Annotated in this window: 18 protein-coding genes; 11 read left to right on the plus strand and 7 right to left on the minus strand. The window is 57.9% G+C overall.

Annotated features, from left to right (window positions below; all coding sequences use genetic code 11):
• Nucleotides 1-38: 38 nt before the first annotated feature.
• On the minus strand, nucleotides 39-2609 hold the full coding sequence (locus THTE_RS15670; RefSeq protein ID WP_157732161.1) for a redoxin domain-containing protein: 2571 nt from the start codon (nucleotides 2607-2609) through the stop codon (nucleotides 39-41).
• A gap of 506 nt (nucleotides 2610-3115) precedes the next feature.
• Here THTE_RS15670 and THTE_RS15675 point away from each other — a divergent pair.
• From THTE_RS15675 to THTE_RS15695, 5 genes are all read left to right on the plus strand, one after another.
• Nucleotides 3116-4423 (plus strand): lactate racemase domain-containing protein, encoded by a 1308-nt coding sequence (locus THTE_RS15675; RefSeq protein ID WP_095416320.1) that lies wholly within the window; start codon nucleotides 3116-3118, stop codon nucleotides 4421-4423.
• A 140-nt stretch (nucleotides 4424-4563) separates the two neighbouring features.
• Nucleotides 4564-5277, plus strand: coding sequence for a YggS family pyridoxal phosphate-dependent enzyme (locus THTE_RS15680; RefSeq protein WP_095416321.1), 714 nt, complete (start codon nucleotides 4564-4566; stop codon nucleotides 5275-5277).
• 129 nt (nucleotides 5278-5406) lie between these two features.
• Nucleotides 5407-5721: a DUF167 domain-containing protein gene (locus THTE_RS15685; RefSeq protein ID WP_095416922.1), complete on the plus strand. Its 315-nt coding sequence runs from the start codon at nucleotides 5407-5409 to the stop codon at nucleotides 5719-5721.
• A gap of 123 nt (nucleotides 5722-5844) precedes the next feature.
• On the plus strand, nucleotides 5845-6552 hold the full coding sequence (locus THTE_RS15690) for an HAD family hydrolase (protein ID WP_095416322.1): 708 nt from the start codon (nucleotides 5845-5847) through the stop codon (nucleotides 6550-6552).
• 94 nt (nucleotides 6553-6646) lie between these two features.
• Entirely contained in the window at nucleotides 6647-7999 is a 1353-nt protein-coding gene (locus THTE_RS15695; protein WP_095416323.1) for an endo-1,4-beta-xylanase, read from the plus strand.
• 65 nt (nucleotides 8000-8064) lie between these two features.
• Here the strand turns inward: THTE_RS15695 and THTE_RS15700 are convergent, their stop codons facing one another.
• The gene (locus THTE_RS15700; RefSeq protein WP_157732162.1) at nucleotides 8065-8391 is read right to left on the minus strand and encodes an Hpt domain-containing protein; all 327 of its coding nucleotides are present in this window, start codon (nucleotides 8389-8391) and stop codon (nucleotides 8065-8067) included.
• 456 nt (nucleotides 8392-8847) lie between these two features.
• Between THTE_RS15700 and THTE_RS15705 the strand changes: the two genes are divergently transcribed.
• A complete protein-coding gene (locus THTE_RS15705; protein WP_095416325.1) occupies nucleotides 8848-9423 on the plus strand; it encodes a hypothetical protein in 576 nt (191 codons plus the stop codon).
• Between the two features lie 175 nt (nucleotides 9424-9598).
• Here the strand turns inward: THTE_RS15705 and cysK are convergent, their stop codons facing one another.
• The 3 genes from cysK to THTE_RS15725 all read right to left on the minus strand — a co-directional run bounded on the left by cysK (nucleotide 9599) and on the right by THTE_RS15725 (nucleotide 13609).
• Nucleotides 9599-10558, minus strand: a complete 960-nt coding sequence (gene cysK / locus THTE_RS15710) for a cysteine synthase A (protein ID WP_095416326.1) — start codon at nucleotides 10556-10558, stop codon at nucleotides 9599-9601.
• A 244-nt stretch (nucleotides 10559-10802) separates the two neighbouring features.
• Complete coding sequence (locus THTE_RS15720) at nucleotides 10803-12191, minus strand: alkaline phosphatase family protein (RefSeq protein WP_095416328.1); 1389 nt, start codon at nucleotides 12189-12191, stop codon at nucleotides 10803-10805.
• A gap of 674 nt (nucleotides 12192-12865) precedes the next feature.
• A complete protein-coding gene (locus THTE_RS15725) occupies nucleotides 12866-13609 on the minus strand; it encodes a hypothetical protein (RefSeq protein ID WP_095416329.1) in 744 nt (247 codons plus the stop codon).
• A gap of 605 nt (nucleotides 13610-14214) precedes the next feature.
• Here THTE_RS15725 and THTE_RS18100 point away from each other — a divergent pair.
• Entirely contained in the window at nucleotides 14215-14577 is a 363-nt protein-coding gene (locus THTE_RS18100) for a methylated-DNA--[protein]-cysteine S-methyltransferase (protein ID WP_157732163.1), read from the plus strand.
• 245 nt (nucleotides 14578-14822) lie between these two features.
• Nucleotides 14823-15236, plus strand: coding sequence for a GlcG/HbpS family heme-binding protein (locus THTE_RS15740; protein ID WP_095416332.1), 414 nt, complete (start codon nucleotides 14823-14825; stop codon nucleotides 15234-15236).
• Between the two features lie 131 nt (nucleotides 15237-15367).
• Here the strand turns inward: THTE_RS15740 and purN are convergent, their stop codons facing one another.
• Nucleotides 15368-16027: a phosphoribosylglycinamide formyltransferase gene (gene purN / locus THTE_RS15745; RefSeq protein WP_095416333.1), complete on the minus strand. Its 660-nt coding sequence runs from the start codon at nucleotides 16025-16027 to the stop codon at nucleotides 15368-15370.
• A gap of 403 nt (nucleotides 16028-16430) precedes the next feature.
• Here purN and THTE_RS15750 point away from each other — a divergent pair, with 403 nt between their 5' ends.
• From THTE_RS15750 to THTE_RS15760, 3 genes are all read left to right on the plus strand, one after another.
• Nucleotides 16431-16979, plus strand: coding sequence for a sigma-70 family RNA polymerase sigma factor (locus tag THTE_RS15750; protein ID WP_095416334.1), 549 nt, complete (start codon nucleotides 16431-16433; stop codon nucleotides 16977-16979).
• Nucleotides 16980-17018: 39 nt separating this feature from the next.
• Complete coding sequence (locus THTE_RS15755) at nucleotides 17019-18725, plus strand: FecR domain-containing protein (protein WP_157732164.1); 1707 nt, start codon at nucleotides 17019-17021, stop codon at nucleotides 18723-18725.
• A 140-nt stretch (nucleotides 18726-18865) separates the two neighbouring features.
• Entirely contained in the window at nucleotides 18866-20422 is a 1557-nt protein-coding gene (locus tag THTE_RS15760) for a DUF4159 domain-containing protein (protein ID WP_095416336.1), read from the plus strand.
• Nucleotides 20423-20479: 57 nt separating this feature from the next.
• Here THTE_RS15760 and THTE_RS15765 read toward each other — a convergent pair whose 3' ends face one another.
• Entirely contained in the window at nucleotides 20480-21508 is a 1029-nt protein-coding gene (locus THTE_RS15765) for a zinc-dependent alcohol dehydrogenase (protein ID WP_095416337.1), read from the minus strand.
• Nucleotides 21509-21789 lie beyond the last annotated feature (281 nt).

Here is a 21789-nt window from a genome sequence, read left to right on the forward strand (position 1 = left end):
GCCGCTCTGGAAAGGGCGGCTGTCCGCAGCGCCGACAGTCACGGGCCACCCTGCGCGACCGACCAGGCGATGACCTGCCGCGGTGTCGCCACTACAAGCACAGGGACTCCCTCATGCTGAGCAACGGCCACGCCTGTGATCAGTTCGCCCCCGTTAAAACGGTCCACAAGCTGGCCAGCCTTATCCAGAATGTGGAGTGAACCATCCGCACCGACGAGAATCCATTGCTCCGTGTTTCCAGGGACCACACGGCCATGCACGATTTGTTCCACTGGATACTGCACCATCCCCTTGGGGAGGGTGTACTTCCAGAGTTCGTCGCCGGCCAGGTTGAAGCCGAAGGCCTCCGTCTGGGCGAAGTCCTTGGGATCCAGCCCGCAGAGTTCGGCGGTTCCGTCCCCATCGAGGTCAGCGGCAGCCAGCCAGGCGATTGTTCGTCCGGGCACGATGATTTCTCCCAGCCGCTGGCCATCGTGGCTGATTTGCACTGCACTTCCACGGGATGTGTTTGTCACCAGGAAACTCGGCGGTTGGCCCTGCGCTCCCGGCAGAACCCCGATGCGAAACGCGACCGCCGCTGTTCGGTTGCTCCATAACCGCTTTCCGTCCAGCGAGATCGCCTGGACACCGACAACCCCCAGGAATCCGATCACGGCTTCGAGATTTCCATCCGCATTGAGGTCAACGAGACGGACGTCCGCCATCCCTTCGTGGGGAGGCGTGCCCTCGCCGGGGTATCGGCCCAGTAGCTCGAATTGGTCATTGTAGATTGATAGTTGCTGAGAACCGAAGGACCAGCCCACGAAATACCGTTTTCCGGTGTTGTCCACTCCGCTTCGGAGGAAGTCGATTTTGTCCGGCGGCAGCGGTTTGAGGGGCCAACGGGATTTCACAGTGCCATCCCAACCGATCTCTGCCGCGGTATTGCCCTCCTCGACACAGATGACGCGATCGTTCCCCGCCGAGTCGGGAACAACGAGAAGATTGCCAGGCGCTTTAATGAGGGTGCACTTGAACAGGTCCACCAGCTTCAAGTGCTGCGGAGTGCTGGCAGGTGCCGGCTCGACAGTACTTGCGGCGGTGATCTCATCCAGGGCAAAGGTAAATAGGCCATGCTGTGAGGCCTCGTCCACAAGTCTGGCCAGCTCTTTTTTCATTTTTTCGAATCCTGCTTGCTCCTCCTCCACAAGGTTGACACCGCTGAGGAGCTTTTCCAGGGTTCCGCTCAGGCGGTCCACGAGGTCGATCGTCATGCCCAGATGATACGTTTGGACGACTCCTTCGGCATTGAGGATCACCAGGCAGGGCACGGTGACTTTATTCTGTCGAAAAGTCGCCCCAAAGATTTTTTCCGAATCGTTGCGTGGATCGCGGAGAAGAGGCAGGGTGACCTGCCAGGATTGGAGCAGCTTGAGTAGCTCCTCATTTTTGACCGCCGGGCTATCGAGGGCATCCACCACGTGGTCCACGCTCACGGCGTAGAACGCCACTCGACCCGAAAACTGCTGAGCAACTGCCTGAATCGCCTGGAGAACCGCCTGTGACCCGGGGTGGTTCCTGGACCAGAACTCCAGCACCACCGGTTTGCCCGCCAAGCTTGCTAGCGTAACTTTCTGACCATTGGTGTCTTCAAATTCAAAGTCCGCCGGCCGGGTCCCCAGGTAGTCATACCCGTAGGGATGGAGCTCGGCGGTGATCCGAGCGTCCGACGGTACGGAAAACACGAAGGCTTCCGGATTGATCGGCTTATTGACCACTGGGTCGATGAATTCTTCGTAGATCGCCAGATTCTGAAATCGCCCTCCATCGAAGCTCTGCCGCAGTCCTTCTGCGGGCAGGTCAACCCGGACGAGCAAGCGTGTGTCTCTGTCAATCCACAGGATGACATCCCCATCTTTGCGATGAATGCGCACCCGATCACACGTGAATGTGCCCGTGGTTCCAGGTGGAATAACCTCCTGCTTTTCACTGCGATAAAGCAAGGTTTTCAGGGGATCTTCTGCCACCAGCAAGACCAGAGGTGGGGGGAGCAAGCTATAAAGCTGACCGGGCCCCTGCATAAGGGCGTTCGCCAGTATGGTATCGGTGAATAAGGTCTTCAGATCGAACTTCTCGGGGGCCGGCACTTTGAGCACCTGACCGGGCAAAAACGCCACGTACCCCCAGAAATCTTTACCATCGCAAATGATCACTCCATCGCCTGCGATGAGCCGAAGTTTGTTGGGTCTTTCGAAGGCCGTCAGATAATTGACGCGGCTTTCCACCGGTTGACCGTTGTACGTCCCGCGAATGACGATGCGCCCCTGGTCGCCGTAACTGCTCGCGGATTGATAAACCTTCACCATTGCCTCAAGGATTTCCCTCGCTGATTGGGTGGACGGGGGAATCGCCTCCGGCTTAGCTGCGGGTTGCCCTACCTGTGGAGCGCCGCCGGAATCAGTCCCCGTTCGTGAGCCGGCCGGACTCGTGGGAACTGGTGGCTGCTGAGAGAGATTTTTGGCGGTCTGCGAGGAAGAATCCGCGGCTCGGGCGACTTCTTGTTCAGCCTCGGGTTTCGCCTTCTGTGCAGAGCACCCCGCCAAAACTGCCAGGCTCACAATCAGTAACAACAATCCGTTTCCAACCATCTTCCGGCGACCCGGCCATGCGGTTTTTGGGCCATTCGTTATCGCCGATCTCGTGAATTTAATTGCCACCGGATCACACGCTTTACGAGTAACTGTGACGGGGGCATCGAAGGGACGACGTTGACGAAAGTTGGCTGGATTGAGCATCACACCATCCTCGGTTTCCGTGTCGACCTTCCTTACACCGACTTACTTCACCCTGCGGCCGTTTTAATTTCTCAGAAAGAGGGTTAAGCTGCGACAATCTTCATGGCGCGTTCTCGTCGGAGAACCACTCAGCCTAGCCAGATCCCCGAACTTCGGAACAACGCCAGCCCGGGCGATCACGTGGCCCGATCTCGGCGCTGCGGGCCGGCGGATCACGATGGGGGTTTCCGGAAACTCTCTCATCTTAGCAAATCCCGTGAGGTTGCGGCACGGGATTGCGCGATGGCTGAAAAGAAGTGAAAATAGATAAACGAGTTCCCGTTGGATGACAGGAGGACCTTATGGCCTACCGGGTGCATTTCGGTGCAGAGCAATACGTCGAACTCCCGGAACTTCCCAGTATCTGGCAGGCAGAGCCCCCCGGGGCAACCGCCCAGCAGGTGCCGGACCTGGAGGCGGCCATCCGCGACGCATTGGAAGGTCCCCTGGGGCTTCCCGCGCTTTCAGAATGCCTAACGGGCGACGACACCGTTGTACTTGCCGTTCGCCGGGGCACTCCCTGCAGTGACGCGATCATCAGCACGGTGGTTCAAGCGGTCCTCGACCGTCTGACTCCATCCCAGCCGGTTACCATTCTCCGCACGGAGGCCGACGCAGCAGCCCAACGGGGCGATCCGCGCCACCTGCTAAGTCCTGAACATGCCCGCCGGGTGATTATCAAAACTCACCAGGCGCACAAGGCCGAGGATCTGGCCTATTTGGCCCGCCTCGAGGATGGCCGGGTGCTCCGGCTCAATCGGGTCCTCGTGGAAGCCGATGTCGTCATACCGATCGGCTGGACACAATCCCGCGGCACCTGGAATCGTTACAGCGCGTTTGGGGCGATTTTCCCCGCCTTTGCCGACCATTCCGCCCAACAAAGACACTGGCGGGAAGTTGTGGAACGAGTCCGCTACCGAAAGCTCAAACGGATGGGAAAGATCCGAGCCTCACCCATCCGAGCGGCAGGGAGCCTCAGTCGCGAAGCCGACTGGCTCTTGGGGACACAATTCGCATTGGAAGCAGTCCCAGGACCGCTTGGCAAGGTCCTGCGAGTTATGGCGGGCGACGTCCAACGTGTGGCAAAAGAATCCCGGGAGGAGTTCCTTCGACAGTGGGGCCTTCCCGTGCAACGCCAAAGTGATGTGGTCATTGCGGGAGTGGACCACAACCCCGCTCACTCCGCGTGGGAAAACCTGGCGCAGGCGGCCTGGGCAGCAGCTCGGCTGGTCAACCCACGCGGGCAGATTATTCTCCTGGCGGATTGGGAGACACCGGGCGGAAGTTCGCCAGCCGTTGGGCTTTCCCCGAGCGAGGTAGCCACCCGGGGAAGCTGGACCGACGTGCTTCAGGAACTCGGTGACCCTGTGGTTCCATTCTGGCTGCTATCGCGGGTTCGGCGCCGTGCCAGTCTGTGCGTCTGGTCGCCGCGGCCGGTTTCTCAATCACTCTGGCGAGAATGGATTGACTGGCTGGGCATTGAAACATCCAACCGAGTGGAAGTACTCGAGCGGTGGGTGCGGTCAGCCAGATCGGTTACCCTGCTTTCTCATGCCACCCTGGTCTGTCCGCAGCGAATGTCTCCCCCACCGCGGGCTCCGGACCGGTGAGCGTGACATGACCGTCACTACACGCGGATAAAACGTTTTTTGAGAGGGCAGCCAACGTGGACGTCCAAAAAGCGTGTGGAAAGCCCCCACCGGCGAAGAGTGATCAAGGAATCTCATAAGCTTCCGAAAAGGACAAGTGGATGGATACGACCAGCCTGCTGCGAAAGAATCTGGAAAGCATCCAGGAGAGAATCCGCGCCGCGGCGGAACGAGTGGGACGGTCCCCCGACGAGGTCCGCCTCGTTGCGGTCACCAAATATGTGGACGTGCCCGTGGTTCGCCAACTGGTGGAACTGGGACAGCGGTCGTTGGGAGAAAGCCGTCCCCAGCAACTGTGGCAGCGCCACGCATTATTAGCCGATCTCCCCATCCAGTGGCACCTGGTGGGCCCTCTGCAACGGAACAAGGTCCGCAAGACGCTCCCATGTGTTGAATGGATTCACTCCGTGGACTCGCTGTCCCTTTTGGCGGACATCAACCGGATCGCTGGAGAATTGGGATTACGGCCGAAGCTTCTATTGGAGGTCAACATCTCGCGGCACCCTTCCAAACATGGCTTTGCTCCAGAGATGATGGAAGAGATCATTTCGCAACTTGGAAACTTCCCCAACGTGACGATTTGTGGGCTGATGGCAATGGCGGGCGTAGAAGGGGATTTAGAGGGGGCCCGACGTGATTTCCGCGCCCTTCGCCAGTTGCGTGATCGGCTTTCCCCGTTAGCACCACCCCAGATTTCCCTGACAGAACTTTCTATGGGGATGAGCGGCGACTTCGAAATCGCCATTGAAGAAGGAGCGACCATGGTAAGGATCGGTTGCGCTCTTTTCAAAGGTATCCTTGAGGAAGATTCATGAGTGGTCACCGTGGCACGGCGGGTTTTACGCCGACTCGTGCCTCGACCGGCCGGTGTGACTGTGTCTCCAAAACTATCTTCAATGGATCCATTCAAGGATTGCATCACCAGTGAACCGGGAATCTCTCGTATGAATCCACCCGCGGATCATTCTGAAGGCTGTGTGCTGGAACTTAAAGTACATGCGGGAGCTCGCCGTAACGAGGTGCGATGGGAGTCGGACGAGCGTGTGAAAGTGTGGGTCACACAGGCTCCGGAAAAAGGCAAGGCCAACCAGGCAGTGCTGGAAATCCTGGCGAAAAGCCTGGGGGTTCGGCCCTCCCAACTGGAAATCGTGTCGGGCCAAACTTCCCCCCACAAACGCATTCTTGTACGCGGATTAAACGCGCGGGAAGTTGCCCAACGATTGAAAGCCGGGGCACACACGGATCCTAAAACGGGGTGAATTTCGGTGGTTGGAGAGTTACGGCCCAAAATCTGCGAGGAGAAGTCTGTTTCAGATCGCACGAACACACGGCAAAATAGTCGTTTGACCAATTTGGCCAACAGAAAAAAAGGGTTAACAGTAATGGTGGAACAGATCGGGATACGCGAGGCAGTGGACCTGCAACCAGCCCCCGGCGCGGTTGTGTTCGATATGGATGGGCTGATGTTCAACACCGAGGACATCTACTTTGCCGTGGGGACGGAACTCCTTCGTCGCCGTGGCCACGTTTTTACCCGCGAACTCAGTGACGCCATGATGGGGCGTCCGCCCCAGGCAAGCTTCGAAATCATGATCCGCTGGCACAATCTTTCTGACGACTGGCAGACACTGGCTAGGGAGTCGGAGGACCTATTTATTGAGATGATCAAAGGACGAATCCAACCGATGCCAGGTCTGCTGGATCTGCTGGATGCGCTCGAGAGAGCGGGAATTCCCAAGGCCATTGCCACCAGCAGCAGCCGTCGAACACTTCAGGCCGTCCTGGGGACCTTTGAACTCGAACCCCGATTTCATTTCACCCTGACGGCGGAAGACGTTGAACGCGGCAAGCCCGATCCCGAGATTTACCTCAAGGCAGCCGCCCGATTCGGGTTGGAACCGGAAAGGGTGGTCGTGCTGGAAGACAGCGAGGCCGGTTGTCGAGCAGCGGCCGCGGCCGGTACAATAGCCATCGCCGTTCCTGGGCCCCACAGCGCACGGCACGATTTTTCGTCGGCCTACTTGATCGTTTCCAGTCTGGCCGATCCCAAACTGTACCAACTCCTACGGCTCCCGGGACCGGTGCCGTGAGGACATGCCTTTGCCCAGAGGAGTTGATTTCCCACCATTGCCGTCAAGAAAGTCTTGGCCGTGAGATGCATCCAGGAGTAGGGAGAACACACGCATGAGCCGCACACTGACATTACACATCGCAGTGGCGCTTATCGCCGCAGTCATTACAAATTTGCCCCGAGGGCTGAGAGCGGCGGAGGAGAGCGACGAGCTGTGGCAAACGGCCGAGGAACGGATCGAAAAATACCGAAAAGGCGATATTGAAATGGTGGTCATTCTCGACGGCCAACCCGTCCCGGACGCGGAAGTAACCATCGAACAGACGCGGCATGCCTTTCTTTTTGGCTGCAATATTTTCAACTGGGGCAGGATCGAAGACCCCAAGCTGGAAGAGGCCTACCGTCAGCGTTTTGCCGAGATTTTCAACTATGCCACCGTGGGTTTTTACTGGCCGTCGTATGAATGGCGGCAGGGTGAACCATCACATGAATATGCACGACGGGTCGCTGAATGGTGTCGTGAGCATGGCATCGTGGTAAAAGGCCATCCGCTGGCATGGAACTTTGCCGATCCGGCGTGGCTGCCCGACGATCCCAAGGAGATTCTTCGCCTTCAGCTTGCACGCATCGAGGATTGCGTATCCCGATTTGCCGGCCTCATCGACCGCTGGGACGTCGTCAACGAAGCCACGGAGTTCGACCGAACGTCGTTCCAGCAGCGGGCTCCCAAAATGACAAGGATGTGGCAGGAAGTGGGACAGGTTGAATTCACAAAACTCTGTTTTGACCGAGCTCGAAAGGCCAACCCCGATGCCACGCTGATCATTAATGATTACGTCACCAGCCCAAAATACGAACGGCTGCTGGAACAACTGGTGGACAATCAAAACCACCCGATCTTTGATGTGATCGGGATTCAAAGCCACATGCATGGGGGCACCTGGTCCAACAGACAGATCTGGGAAGTTTGCGAGCGATTCTCCCGATTCAAGGCGCCTCTCCATTTCACCGAAACCACCATTCTCTCCGGTCAACGGGGGTGGGAACGTCCCCGTCCGTGGGTCACCACTCCCGAAGGGGAGGAATATCAAGCCCGAGAAGTTGTCCGATTTTACACCATGCTATTCTCACATCCAGCGGTTCAGGCGATCACGTGGTGGGATTTTTCCGATTATCGCGCGTGGCAGGGGGCCCCGGCGGGACTCCTCCGACGAGATATGTCCCCCAAGCCCGCCTACACGGAGCTCTACAAACTCATCAAGCAGAAATGGTGGACCAAAGAAACAGCAAAGACGGATGAGGCGGGACGCATCAAGTTCCGCGGATTTGCCGGAGAGTACAAAGTTCAAGTGAGCAAAGAGGGGGTCGCGGCACGGGAAATGAACGTCCGTGTCGAAGCTGGCTCCACCACCTCAATTCGGGTTGAACTGCAACCGCGGCAAACAGCCTATAACACCCTTCGGTGAGCCAGCTAACGCCGCTGCGGTGTCGGATTGCTCATCAAATCGGGGCCGTGCCTCTCGATGGTTGGTTACTGCTCCGGGCACACCCGGGCAGCGTGGCACAATTGAATGAGCCGATCGAGGTTTTGCCGAACTTCTTCGTAGGGTGCTTCGTTTCGGATCGCGAGTTCCACCGTTGCGGCTGCTTCCGTGATCACCGGAAAGCCGTAACTTCCGGCAGCGCCTTTGAGCTGGTGGACCGCCCGGCGCAGCTCCTCGAAATTTCCGGCGGTGAAAAGCTCTTCGTAAACGGCCGTTCGAAAGGGCATCTCCTGCACAAACATTTCAATGAGGTCCCGTAAGTCCGGGTCGGTACCCAACTCGGAATAGATCTCTCTGTATTCTGTCGCTGTCATTGGTCGCCTATCCGCCATCGGAACCCATCCCCTCAACACAAGTGCTTTTTAAAGACTTCTGAAATCCCCTTCCTTTACCTTTTTGGACATACTGCCTTCCCTTTACATGCAATCTAGCTTACGGCAGACGCTGAAATCGGAAGATTGCGAAAATTTCTCAGGACTGCCGTTCCGGAGTCTGCCTTAAAACCAGATCCAAAGCCCCCAGCTCGGTAGTCGAAAGACGAGACGTGAGAAGCATTCAGGCCCCCACTGACCGAGAAATCGCCAAGCTCGTTACAGGCTGTACTGCCGCTAATTTTTGAGCCTGATCGACCTAGAAGAAAGAGTAAGCGAGGGCAAATGAATAAAATGCCGCATCTGGCGAGACGATACAAAATGATAGCCACACGCGAATTGGATAACGTGAACGGTGTTGGGTGTTTCCGTAACTCGTATCAGAGGAGATTGTTTCCCATGAAGCGTGTCACACTTTACAGTGCCGCGGTCCTCGGTGCCCTCACCATTGGGCTGGCCTTGAGCTCCGCTCAGGCCTCGACTCTCTTCGGCGGTGGTGCATGCGCCCCAGCATGTGAGAAACCGGCCTGCGAAGCCGCTTGCGAACCGGCCTGTGCCCCGGTTTGTCGGCCGGGTCTGCTCGCCCGTATTCGCGCACATCACCTGGCCAAGCAAGCCTGCTGCGAGGCATGCGCTCCTGCTTGCGAGAAACCCGCCTGTGAACCCTGCAAACCGGCCTGCGAGCCACCGGCCTGCGAACCCGCTTGTGAACCCTGCTGCCGTCCTGGCCTGCTCGCCCGCATTCGGGCCCATCACCAGGCGAAGCGTGCCTGCCGCGAGGCCTGCGCCCCCGCTTGTGAGAAACCCGCTTGCGAGCCCTGCAAACCGGCATGCGAAAAACCGGCATGCGAAGCGGCCTGCGCCCCTGTGTGCAAGCCTGTTCGGGTTCACCATCACCGTGTTCGTCGCGTGATCTGCAACCCGTGCGCTCCGGCTTGCGAAAAGCCCGCTTGCGAGCAACCCTGCGGCTGCTGATCACATAAAACCGGACGATCGGGACCAAATCCACTGACGTGCTACCCGAGACGCCAGTAACTCTCCCGGGCGACCATTCAAGAGGTCGCCCGGGCTTTTTTGAGCGCCAACTGCCGGGTTCCGGTTAAACCGGACCCAATCGCGATTACGAAGACTCGGAGCGATGAACAATTCATCATTCGGGAAACAATCGCGTGGAGAGATAGCGCTCGCCCAGGTCCGGGAGGACCACGACGATCAATTTTCCGGCGTTTTCTGGCCGCTTGGCCACCTGAAGAGCCGCCCAAGCAGCCGCCCCAGAACTGATGCCGCACATGAAGCCCTCCATTCGCGCCAGAGCCCGGGAGGTTTCCATTGCGGCTTCATCTTCCACGCAAATGACTTCGTCGATCACGGACAGATTGAGCACGTCGGGAATGAACCCCGCCCCGATCCCCTGGATGCCGTGCTTGCCCGGCTTGATTGGTTGACCGGATAGCTTTTGCGTGATGACGGGGCTGTTGGCAGGTTCTACAGCGATGACCTTGACACCTGGTTTACGGGCCTTGAGGACCTCCCCGACGCCGGTGATAGTTCCGCCCGTGCCGACCCCCGCCACAAAAATGTCCACTTGCCCGCCCGTGTCCCGCCAGATCTCCTCCGCCGTAGTCCGCCGGTGAATTTCCGGGTTGGCGGGATTCTTGAACTGCTGTGGCATGTAAAAGTTCGGGTTTTCCTTGACTAACTCCTCTGCCTTTCTCACCGCTCCCGGCATTCCCTCCGCAGCGGGCGTCAGAATCAACTCAACACCGAAGGCTTTCAGCAACCGCCTCCGCTCGAGGCTCATACTTTCTGGCATCGTGACGGCCAGCTTGTAACCGCGAGCGGCGCAGACGTAAGCGAGACCGATGCCTGTGTTGCCGCTGGTAGGCTCGATAATTACGGTGTCCTCTTTGATGAGCCCCTGCTTTTCCGCCGCTTCGATCATGGCCCAGGCGATACGGTCCTTGACACTCCAAAGAGGATTCATGTTTTCCAGTTTGGCCGCCACAGTGGCACCGCACCCCGCCGTAATCCTCCGCAGACGGACCAAGGGCGTGTTCCCGATGCATTGCGTGATCTCATCAAACACTTTTCCAGATGCTGCGGCGTTCATGGAAAATCCCCTCGAAACGTCGGAAAAACAGTTTTCAGAAACGGTCCAGCCATCCGGCACCTTCGTATTTCAAACATTTATGATAATCATAGTGGTGTTTTGCTTCGCATTCAAGCCCGAATTGAAGGTTCACAAAGACACTCGGAGCGCATTATTCTCCTCACTCCAGCGCCGGTATGCCGATAACGACGGGACCGGCCCTAGCCTCCAGTGGGGATGACGCTGCCAAAGTGCCGAATTTCGTTTATGGCCTGACTAGCGGCTTGCCGTCAACGTTCGGCAGATCGATACCCAGAATGGCTGCGATGGTTGGTGCAATATCAACGATTTGCACCTTGCCCAAATCTGTCCCGGGGTTAATACCCGGCCCCCAAACGACGCACATGGCCAGCATATCGGGCTGGTCGGGCAAATACCCGTGAGTTCCCCCGACACTCGGCCTGGAGACCACCAGGTCATTGCCCGTTGCTGTCTCTGAAAAGGCGTAGCCCGACTCCGCGGCCAGCCAGAGATCTGGACATCTGGGTTCGTTTTCAGGCAACGCCTGACCCACTTTCTCGATTTGCTCCGGGCCAATAACGGCTTGAATACCTTCCACCTGCTGGAATTCCTTTTCCAGTTGCGCGATCAAGGCTGATCGATTAGCCTCATCGAGGATGTAGACACCGGCTCCCCCGCCCTGCGACATGCACCAGGCTTTTCCTGGGCCAAACTTTCCATCTTTTTCTTCCAAGAGGTTCAGCTTTCTCAAAAGAACATTCGGCTGAATGAGCTTCTGGTACGGGAAGAATCCGTGATCCGAGCAGACAATCAGATACGTACTTCGGGCATGGGGCGAGGCGGCAATTGCGTCCACGATGTCGCGAATGCGGTCATCCGCGTAACTGGCACACCAGTACGCATCATCCGAGCGCGGCCCGGACCGATGTTGCACGTGATCCGGTTCCACCAGGTGAATCATCACCAAGTTAGGCTGATGTTCCAGCAGAAGTTGGCGCGTCATTCTTGTGTAGAGCCAATCGCGTGGCACACCGCCGCCACTTTCTCGACACCACCGACCGTGACTGTCCACCGGGAGCCCCATTTTGCGGAGCTCTGCAATCCAGCTCGGTGTGCCAAACTGGGTCCAAGCATCGTCGCCCGGCATGTCCGGAGCGCTGTAGTGCAGCGTGCGGGCGTTTCTCGTCACCGGCCAGAGGACTCCTGCTGTGACCAGCCCGGCCTTGTAGGCAGCATCGTAAATCGTTGGCACCCGAAAAGCCTGTTCCTTGTCATACACCGGGTCGCAGAGCAGAGTCACCTTCTGGCGCGTTTGCCGATCGAGAAAATCGTTGGCGATCACTCCGTGTTTTCCCGGCCAAACCCCTGTCGAAAGCGTTGCGTGGGCAGCCCACGTGACCGATGGGAAGACTGTTACCATTCCCCGAGCACTCGCCCCCTCCTTCGCCAGACGCCGGATGGTGGGCATGTCCGCCCGCGGGTCGTCAAGATAGAAATGTGCCAAACCATCCACGCTGACCAGGACGACCGTTCGGTCCTTCCGAGGCTCGGCAGCCCTGGTAGTGATGAACCCACCCGCCGCTGTAACGGCAACAATCGCCAGCAAACACGCCTGGAAAGTGCGACGTTTCATTCCGCAAACCTCCGCTTACCGGACCACCCGACTGCATAACTCCCGTCGGCCGCGCATTCTATGGCCAAGCTTTTTCCAAAACAAGTCGCTCGACAGGAATGCCGGGCTCCTCAACACGACAATCAGCCATCAAATTTGACCCATCGCCACTTTTAAAAACCTTGCCAAGCCACGGTCACAATATACCGTTGGGGGCAATTCCTGATCACAGTGTGCCGTACAGGCAACCCATGATCAGAGAACGCTGTAGGGACAATTCATGAATTGCCCCTGCCGGTTCAGGAGAAAGCACAAAATGGATGATCCAGATATTAGAAATTGCCCTGACAAATGGTTGTCCCGGAGCAGTCGCTCGGCAGGATACGTTTGTCCTGCCCGCGAAATCCCGAGGCATGGCCTAATGTTGGAAAGCGGACGTGACAAGCACGTCCCTCCGGCTTGAATCCGGCTCCCATGCGAATCCAAGTGTCTTCATCGCGAGAACAGTGGGGATAAGACAGACATCAAAAAGTGTAGGCACTGGTCGCTCCGTTGCGAGCGAAGTCCTCACAGAAGCCGGGCGAGCCTGTCGGCAAACCGCAACTCCCAACCTGATCGAGCCCATCACTCAGCCGCGACGTCAAATGCGAAAATTCTCGTCACCGGGAGGCTCATCGAGCGTCCCACGAGCCTGGTCACCGGAGCGTGATCGCCTTGGCGAGTGGCTGGAGGATCGATTCGATGACGTATTGGTCGATCACCGCCCTGCCCGTCTTGGCCAGCAGATCCAGCGTTTGGACAAAGCCATTCTGCCCGGCCAAACATCCATAATAGCGGCATGTCACATAAACGCTGACCTGTTCTTCCGGGTACTCTTGGGTCCGTACGTGGTAGTCATTGGTCCGTGTTTCCACACTGATGCGGCACTGGAGGCGGCAATCGCGATCGAATGCCAGGGTGATGGAAGGCTCATAATGGACCACCTGGGCCGAGGGAATTTCCAGAGAGCGCTCAAATGCCAGGGGAACACCCAGTGCATCGGCAACCAACTGGTTATGATTTCCCTGATACGTAAAATCAAAGCCAAACAGGAGATCGATGGCCTCGCAGTCCAGAGGGCTGAGCGACAGATGATATGGTGCTACTTCCAGAATGAGGCGATGGAACTGGAGGGCGGTCTCCACTGACTCGGGGTTCACATGTCCCGCACTGAGACGCCTGGGCTCCAGCGTCAGCCATCGGTACGAGCTCTCCACCTTATCTTCTTCCAGGACGATCTCCGATCGATCCCGGGCATAAAAGTTTTTCATCCCCGGAAAGGAGCGTTGAATTCGCTCGAAGAAATGAATGAGGGTCTCCCGATGGGATGGGAGCGTCAGCGCCGTGTTGAGGGTTAAATTGATGTAATGATCATCACAGAGATGATGATAGGTTTCCATAGCGACCGGGTGCTGTTCCTACCAAGGGTTCGTGAGCACTTCCTCAATCCCGCGCTCCCCGCAAGAGGCACCGGCTTAAAAAGCGCGAGTATAAAACCTGGCCGACAGGCTTGTCAAAGCCCCATGATCGGGGTAGTTTGCACCGATATTTTACGGGGAAAACCTCCGGGTCTTTGCCCTATCACCTGTTTATTGTAAGCTGTTTGGCCGGGTTTCCAAACTGCTAAAACAGGCCGGCCAGATGACTTTCCTATCGAGTCGAGATGCAAACTGAGTGCCAATTCATCTGCTGTAGAGGTTTCCCGGGCTGGTTCGGGTTCGCGCTGAATGGTGAACATGTGATTTGCGGCACTCTCGGCGCTGCCACGACCACCGAATTATTGGAGGATCTCTCCAGCAAAACCGCGGAGCTGTGCGTTCCGGTCAGTCCCGCCGATTGTGCCGCACTGGCGACCTTTCTGGCCGGGCTGCACGCGCGGGCGGTGCCTCGAGAATCACCCACTTGCCCCGCGCCAAGGTTATACGTTGTTAATCCCTGCCGTCGGCCCTCATGCGCAGCCGAGTTGAGCGATCTCTCTTCCAACCGATGGACACTGATCCACCAAATGACAACACTCCTTGCGGAGTACCTGGCCGGGCATCCGGTGGACTTTTCTGATGTTCCTGTGGATCTGTCGCGCTGCTCGCCTTTCACCCGCCGCGTCCTGGAGGCGTGTCGGTCGATTCCCTACGGGGAAACACGAAGCTACAAACAGCTTGCCGAGTGCGTTGGTGAACCTCGGGCCAGTCGGGCTGTCGGCCAGGCCCTTGCCCGCAATCCCGTCCCCCTTATCATTCCATGCCATCGGGTGATCTCCACGTCGGGGAAACTTTGCGGTTTTACCGCCCGCGGGGGCACAGCAATAAAAGCTCGGTTGTTGGCATGGGAGGCCCGGCACAGGCGCGACACCCAGGATCTCCGTCCTTGAACAACTGGATTCAAGGCAGGTTGGAAGGAAAAGTCTTGACGGGGTGATAAAATACCGCGAACAGGCGATGCCACCCCGGGTTGGGAAATTGCTTTGACAACCGCGCCAGAAGTCTCTCCGCGACGACGTTCGACGAGACCATCAAATCGCGCGGCGGAATCTGGCCAACTGTGCGGAAAATCTGAGTATTTTGCGACTGTCTAACGAGTTGAAAACGGTTTTGGTTTAAGCCGACGGAGTTGCCCATGAACGACATCACTCTCAGCGTGGCCCAAAAGGCACTTGAGGCCGCCATCAAGAAGGCCGAGGAGCTTGGCACGAAGATGGACATCGCCATTGTGGATGCGGGTGCCAATTTGAAGGCCTTCGTGCGGATGGACGGTGCGTGGCTCGGATCGATTGATATCGCCATCCGAAAGGCTCGAACGGCCAGATTTTTCGACATGGAAACCGGCGAGATTGGAAAACTTTCACAGCCTGGCGGTCCCCTGTACCATATTGAACACTCCAATGGCGGGTTGATTACGTTTCCGGGCGGTATCCCGATTCGCAATTCGCAGGGAGAAGTCATCGGCGGAATTGGTGTCTCGGGCAGCACCGTGGAGAATGACCACGCCGTCGCTCTGGCAGGAGTGGAAGCCATCCGCTCGCTGATCTGACGCGGAAAATGAAGCGACGCTCAGGTCAGCGCGACCGGGCGCCGGTCAGAAAACAGGCATGTGAACGGCCATCGGCCAGAACTGCCAACGCGGTTGGCGTTTGGTCACTGGCCGTCCCGATCTAGAAACTGTCAGGCTGGGGCGGGCTGCTCCGGTCTAGCCGGCAAAATGCGCACTCGTCGCCCCACTACCTGGATACGATCCTCAGCCAGGAGTTGGAGCGCCTCGATGAGGGCCTCGGTCTCCAGTTTGAGCACGCGGGCCTCAAGCTTTTCCACCGTGTCATCGGGTTCCACGGGGGTCCACTTCTGGATAATGACCGGGCCGTTGTTGTACTCCTGATCGAGAAAGAAGACCGTGCACCCGGTCACCTTGACCCCATGTTCGAGCACCGCCTCGTGAACCCGGCGGCCAAAGTACCCCTGCCCGCAAAAAGCTGGGGCTAAAGCTGGATGGGTGCCGATAACACGGTTTTGAAATTCGGGAGTGATCGTGAGGCGGATGGCAAACCCCGCCATGATGATGTACTCGGCACCCACTTCCTTGCAACGCTGATAAATCGCAGCACTGTATGCATCGGAGCTGTCATAGTCTTTTCTTTCAATGACCTCCGCCGGAATGCCCATGAATTCCGCGTACTGAAGCCCACTGGCGTTGGGAGTGCTGGCAATCACCAGGCGGACGTCGATTGGCACCCGGCCTTCATCGACGGCCTTGAGGAGATCGCGGAGTGTTCTTCCAGTACCGGAAATCAGCACAGCAACAGGCAAGATGCGGACGTCACCGGCCATACTCAGTTCCTCGTGAGGGCTCAAACATCCAAAAAAGAGTTATCCGCGGTGTCCCTTCAGCCGCTCCATTGTATCAAAAGCGGGACGGCTGATCGGGCTGCACCGGCCTTATGGCATCCAGGAGACATATTGCGGCAAGGCTTTGGTGCTACCAATGTACTTGTGTGGTCTTTCCAAAAGGGGCATGTCCTGTTTCGGTCGCAATACGGGAATAAGAACTATGGCGGGCAGGGACCGTGAAAAGCTGACTGGACAGGGAACTCGCTGTGAGTGGGTTGTTGGAGTGCCACGAAAGAAACTGGGCTATAGCTATACTGGTGGAGCGAAACCCATTTTGTCATGCTGGTTGTACCGGGAGTGAGAAAAATTTGCCTGCAGGTTGACACCGCGGAAAGGTTGAGCGTTGCCATCGCGGACGCAAGGCCAAAACGAGGATAGAAATGAGGTTTTTGTCCGGCTTCTGGCGGGGATTCAGCGCAGGTTATTCCTTTATGTGATGGTACTTGTGGCTGACCCCCAGGAGGCCGAGGAGATCGTCCAGGACGTCAGCGTCGTTTTGTGGCAGCGATTCGAGGATTTCCGTCCGGAAGAAGATTTTTTCCGGTGGGCGTGTGGGATTGCCCGCCATGAAGTCCTGAAGCACCGGCAGCGCTCGGCCCGAGCGGCAAGGCCTTTTTCGCCGGAGTTTTTGGAGCAGATTGCCAACCACGCGGTCAGTGTGGTGGAGACCGCCGACGAAAGGCGTGAAGCCCTGCGGGAGTGCCTGCACGAACTTCAACCGCATCATCGCGAATTGTTGAACCAGAGGTACTTTCAGCAGATGAGTACCGAGCAGATCGCTCAACTCCGTGGGAAGTCGGTCGAGGCGATTCGCCGCATGCTGCATCGCATTCGCATGGCCGTGTTGAAATGTATCCAGCAGAAACTACGCACGGCGGAAGAAGCCGCATGAGAAGAGCGTGATGAGGTTCGGAACCGACCAGAAATGCCCATGAACTCCGAAGAACGCGCCGCCCTCTGCCAGCTCGTGGATGCCCTCGTCGAAGGGCGGGGTACGGAGGAAGACGTCCGCCGCCTCGAGGAACTGGTGCGCACTCCCGAGGGCAGAGAGCTCTACATCGAGTACGTGCTGCTCCTCGGGGAACTCCACTGGGGCACAGGCGGGCTGCTCGATGTCCCCGATCCGCGGATGCGCGCCGAGTTTTCTGCGATCACCGCCGACGCCTGCGAAAAAGAATGTTCCGCCGATCGGGTAAAAGTAACCCGACGGCTGCTTGCGTGGGGGCTTGTCGGGATGGCCACCGCCCTGAGCCTTTGTGTCGTTCTGCTCTGGCGCTGGCATGCCTTCCGCCAGCCGGAAACGACTCCCCAACAGGGCTCGCAGGTCGCCACCTGCGTGGGCATCTTCGAAGCAGATTTTGAGACCCCCGGTTACACGGTGGGCAGTCCGCTCAAGTCCGGCGATGTTGTCCGCCTCCGGTCGGGCCTGGCAGCTTGGCGAGATCGCCATGGCACGACCTGGACTCTCGAAGGGCCTGCCACCCTCCAGATTGACGAAGCACAAGGCGTAACCCTCGGTGCTGGAAGAATAGTGGTCCAGCTCGCGCCGGGCTGTCATGATTTTCTGGTGAAAACACCCCATGCCAGAGTTGTGGATCGCGGCACGAGCTTCGCCGTGGAAGTAACATCGAAGGCGACCTGCGTTCACGTGCTGGCGGGGAAGGTGGCCTTGCAACTCCCCCGGCCGGATGGCGAAGCTGGTCGGGAGATCCGAAAAGGAGAGGCGGCGAGGGTCGGGCCTGACGGCCGAGTGGTCACCATTCCCTGGCGCGGCGACCGTTTTTGGACACAGATTCCGAAGAAGGGGTCTGTGACCGCCTGGCGTTATCTGGCCCTGCACGATCCACACATCTGGCTATTGGCCGACTTTGAGCAGGAAACCGCTGCCCTGTACGACCGCACCAGTGGGCGCACTTGTGCCGTTTTACCCGTCAGGATGCGTGGTACGTTTTCGGACGTCTCCGCGCAATGGGCAGTCGGATATGGGGGGCAATCGCAGGCCGCGCGAGCCATGAGGGCCACTCGGGATGGTAATTCCGGTGGGCTGGGATGGCAGAGCGAGGAGCCGGTCATTTTTCCGACTCGTTTCACCGCGGAGATCATTTTCCGGTTTGATGGCTGGCCAGATGAATCGCCAGAGGCCGTAGGAAGTCTCCTCGCCACACGCCAGGACGCAGACCGGTGCGGGTTTCTGCTTGCGGCGGTGCCATCGGAAACCGGGCACCCAAGCGAGGCCACTTTAGTGCACCTGCTTTCGGCTACCGAAAACTGGGCCCAGACCCGCGGCCGCCTGATTGCGGGGCACTGGTATTTGGGCGCTGTAATCGTTCGCATAGATCGAGATCAAAATAAATCGCACATCAGCACCTACCTTCAGGATTTGACAGCTCACGGCAAACTGGAAAAAGTTTTCGACGGATGGGTATCCGGCACCGTGCCGTCCGGGCCGCTGGGAATTGGCAAGGGGTTTGATGCCCGGCTGGCCCACGCGTACCCATTTCCCGGCGCGATTGATGAAGTCTGTTTCTACAATGAAGAAATGAAGGAGGAATCAATCCAACGTCGTGCGGACTTCCTTATTTCCCATGCAACACCTGCGGGAGCGATCCCGCTGCCCAACCAAACGCCGGAGGAATGAAGCGCCGAGGATTGCTCACATGGAGGAAATACACCACTTGGACAAACCGAGGCTGAAAAGCGGGTTGTCCAGTGGACAATCGGGGTCGGAACAGAGAGTCGTTGTGTCGTAGCGTTAGTGACAACACGCGAGGTGCCATTATGAACCGCCGATTGCGAACACATTCCCGCCGGGAGTTTCTCCAGGTGACCGGTCTGAGCTGGGTTATCGGGCAGGCGGGCGGAGTGGCCGTGCCAGCCCTCGTGTTCGGAGAAGAGAATTCAGGCCCGATCGACTGCGGTCCACCCCCCAAAGCGGCACCGCAACACCGCACCGGGGGTGAATCATTCCCGCCGCTCCCGCTCCCCGTCACACCTTTGCGGCGGACTGAGAAAAAACGGCCGCCAAGTCCGCCCGCTCTGATCGGAAAAATGGCCCTTGGAAGTGTCCGATGGATCACCCGAGATGGCAAGCGGGTGATGTACCGAGACTGGATGACAGACCCCGCTGACGTCAATACGCTCCTTGAATGGACGAATGAAAAACTGGGAATTCATTATCGCGCGGTCGAAACAGACTTCGCCCATTTCTCTTTCGACCCTCGCGAGCTGCCCGCGCTCTTATTCGCCGGTCACAACAGCTTCCAGTTGACGGACGATGTCCGCGCAAAGCTCGCCCGATATGTCATGGATGGCGGGACCATCATTGGCGACGCGTGTTGCGGGTGGAACGATTTCGCGGAATCGTTCCGTCGTGAGATGGAGCTGATCTTCCCCGGCCGGCCTTTGCGGAAAATGCTTCCCGAAGAGCCGGTGTTTTCTTCCTATTACAAACTGGGCAACTTCACCTACCAGAAGGCGGATGGCTCTCGGTACGACGACGCTCCGTGCCTGGAGTCGATTGACTTCGGCTGCCGTTCTGGGGTTATCTTTTCGCCGGCCGATATGACATGCGGCTGGGACGGTCACGACCATCCTCGCGGCCTGCGACTCGTCATCGACCTGGCACGGCAGGTAGGGGCCAATTTGATCACCTACATCTTGGGAAGTTACCAACTGGCACGATTCCTGAGCACCACCAAGGTGTACTACGAAGCCGAGGCCCCGACACGGGACGATTTCGTCTTCGCGCAGATCATGCACGAGGGCGACTGGGATCCCGACCCGTCGGCCGTCCACAACCTGCTCAAGTACGCTCGCGACAATTCCACCCTGGAGGTCAAATTCAAGCGGCAGAACATCCGCCTTACCGATCCTCAGGCAGCCAATTATCCGCTTCTTTACATGACAGGACACCGGGAATTCGTCTGGAACAACGACGAAGTCGCTTTTCTCCAACGGTATTTGAAGGCTGGAGGCCTGCTTTTGGCCGACGCCTGCTGCGGACGGATGTCGTTCGATATGGGATTTCGGCGGGAAATTGCGAAAGTCTTCCCGGACGCCAAGCTCGAAAAAATCCCTCTCGATCACCCAATTTATCACAACCTGTTCGACATCCAGGAGGTGGAATACACACCGCGCGTTCGGGAGGACTTCGGCAATATCAATACGCCGGAGTTGGAAGGCATCAGCATCGATGGCCGACTGGCCGTCATTTACAGCCGATTTGACCTGGGGAATGGTTGGGAACAATTCCCCCACCCGTATTCCTATGGCCTCAAAGACGATTCAGCGCTAAAAATTGGCACGAACGTGATTGTGTACGCCATCACGCACTGATGCGCTGGGCGTGACGGCGGACCACTGAATAGGCATTCTAGCCGGGGACGGCCAGGTTCACGGTCGAAGAATCACTTTGAGCAGGGGCTGTTTTCTCTGGTAGAGCTGGTCGAACCAGTAAGGGCCCTCTTCCAGGGGCGCGACTGCACTGATGAGGGGGTCCACTGTTACAACTCCCCGGGCCAATAAATCCAGGCAACGGGGATAATCTCCCTGTGATGCACAGGATCCCAGCAGCGTCAGTTCGCGGGTAACCACTGCTTGTAGGAGAAGTGTAGTCTGAGGGGCCAGATTGCCAACAAGAACCACCCGGCCGCCTTTTTCCACATTTTCCACTGCTGATCGGACGGTCTCGTCGATGCCCACCGCGTCGAAAACGAGCGTGATCCTTTTGCCTCCCGTCCCTTTGGAGAGTTCTTCCCGCCAGGATTCATGCGGGGAAAAAACGGCAGTGGCTCCCGCCCGACGCACAAGCTCCTGGCGAAACGGATCCGGTTCCAGGACCACAATGTCACTGGCTCCGGCAACCTTGACCAGTTGTACGATCAGCGAACCGATCATTCCGCCACCAATCACGAGGACCGTCTCGCCAAGCCGAAGATCCCCGCGATCCACAGCGTGCAGGGCCACGGAAAGCGGTTCGATCAAGGCGGCCTGTTCGAAAGAAACACTGTCTGGGAGACGATAGGCGATGTGTTCCGGAACGACCACATATTCGGCGAACGCCCCGTCCCGTCGGTACTCAGCACAAGACACTCCCAGAACACGGCGGTTGTCGCAGAGATTAACCCGCCCCTGTCGGCAAAACTCACAGCGACCGCAATAAATTGTGGAGTCGAAAGTCACCCGATCACCTGGGCGAAATTGCGTCACACCCTCACCGGTCTTTGCCACAACCCCCGAGGCTTCGTGACCCATGATGATCGGCGGTCGCCTGCGTCCCGTGCTGCCGTCGAACCCGTGGACATCGCTCCCACAAATGCCACAGGCCTTAACTCTCACGAGAATCTCTCCCGCCCCAGGTTCAGGCACTGGAACATCCTGGATTTCCAATTGCTTGTAAGCGGTTAGCACGAGCGCTTTCACTTGGAGGCTTCCTTCAGGTCAAGGACTTGATTGCTGCAATACCTCGGTTCTTCAACCGCTTTTGTTTTTTAGACCCCCAAAGCCGCAGGCTGTTCCCGTCGGCGATCTTGGGTCCGAAACTTGATGCTGAGGAATCCGATTCACTGTGTCAAGCGGCGGCAAGGCTGGGTCATCCCCACATTTCTGCTGCTAAAAAGCGGCACTGACCTGGAGAACGTCTTGGGCGGCGTCGGGCACGACAAGCGTGCCCCTCCGGAATTTCGGAGGCACCTTCGGGAGGG

The sequence above is a fragment of the Thermogutta terrifontis genome (genome assembly GCF_002277955.1).
Taxonomy (GTDB): domain Bacteria; phylum Planctomycetota; class Planctomycetia; order Pirellulales; family Thermoguttaceae; genus Thermogutta; species Thermogutta terrifontis.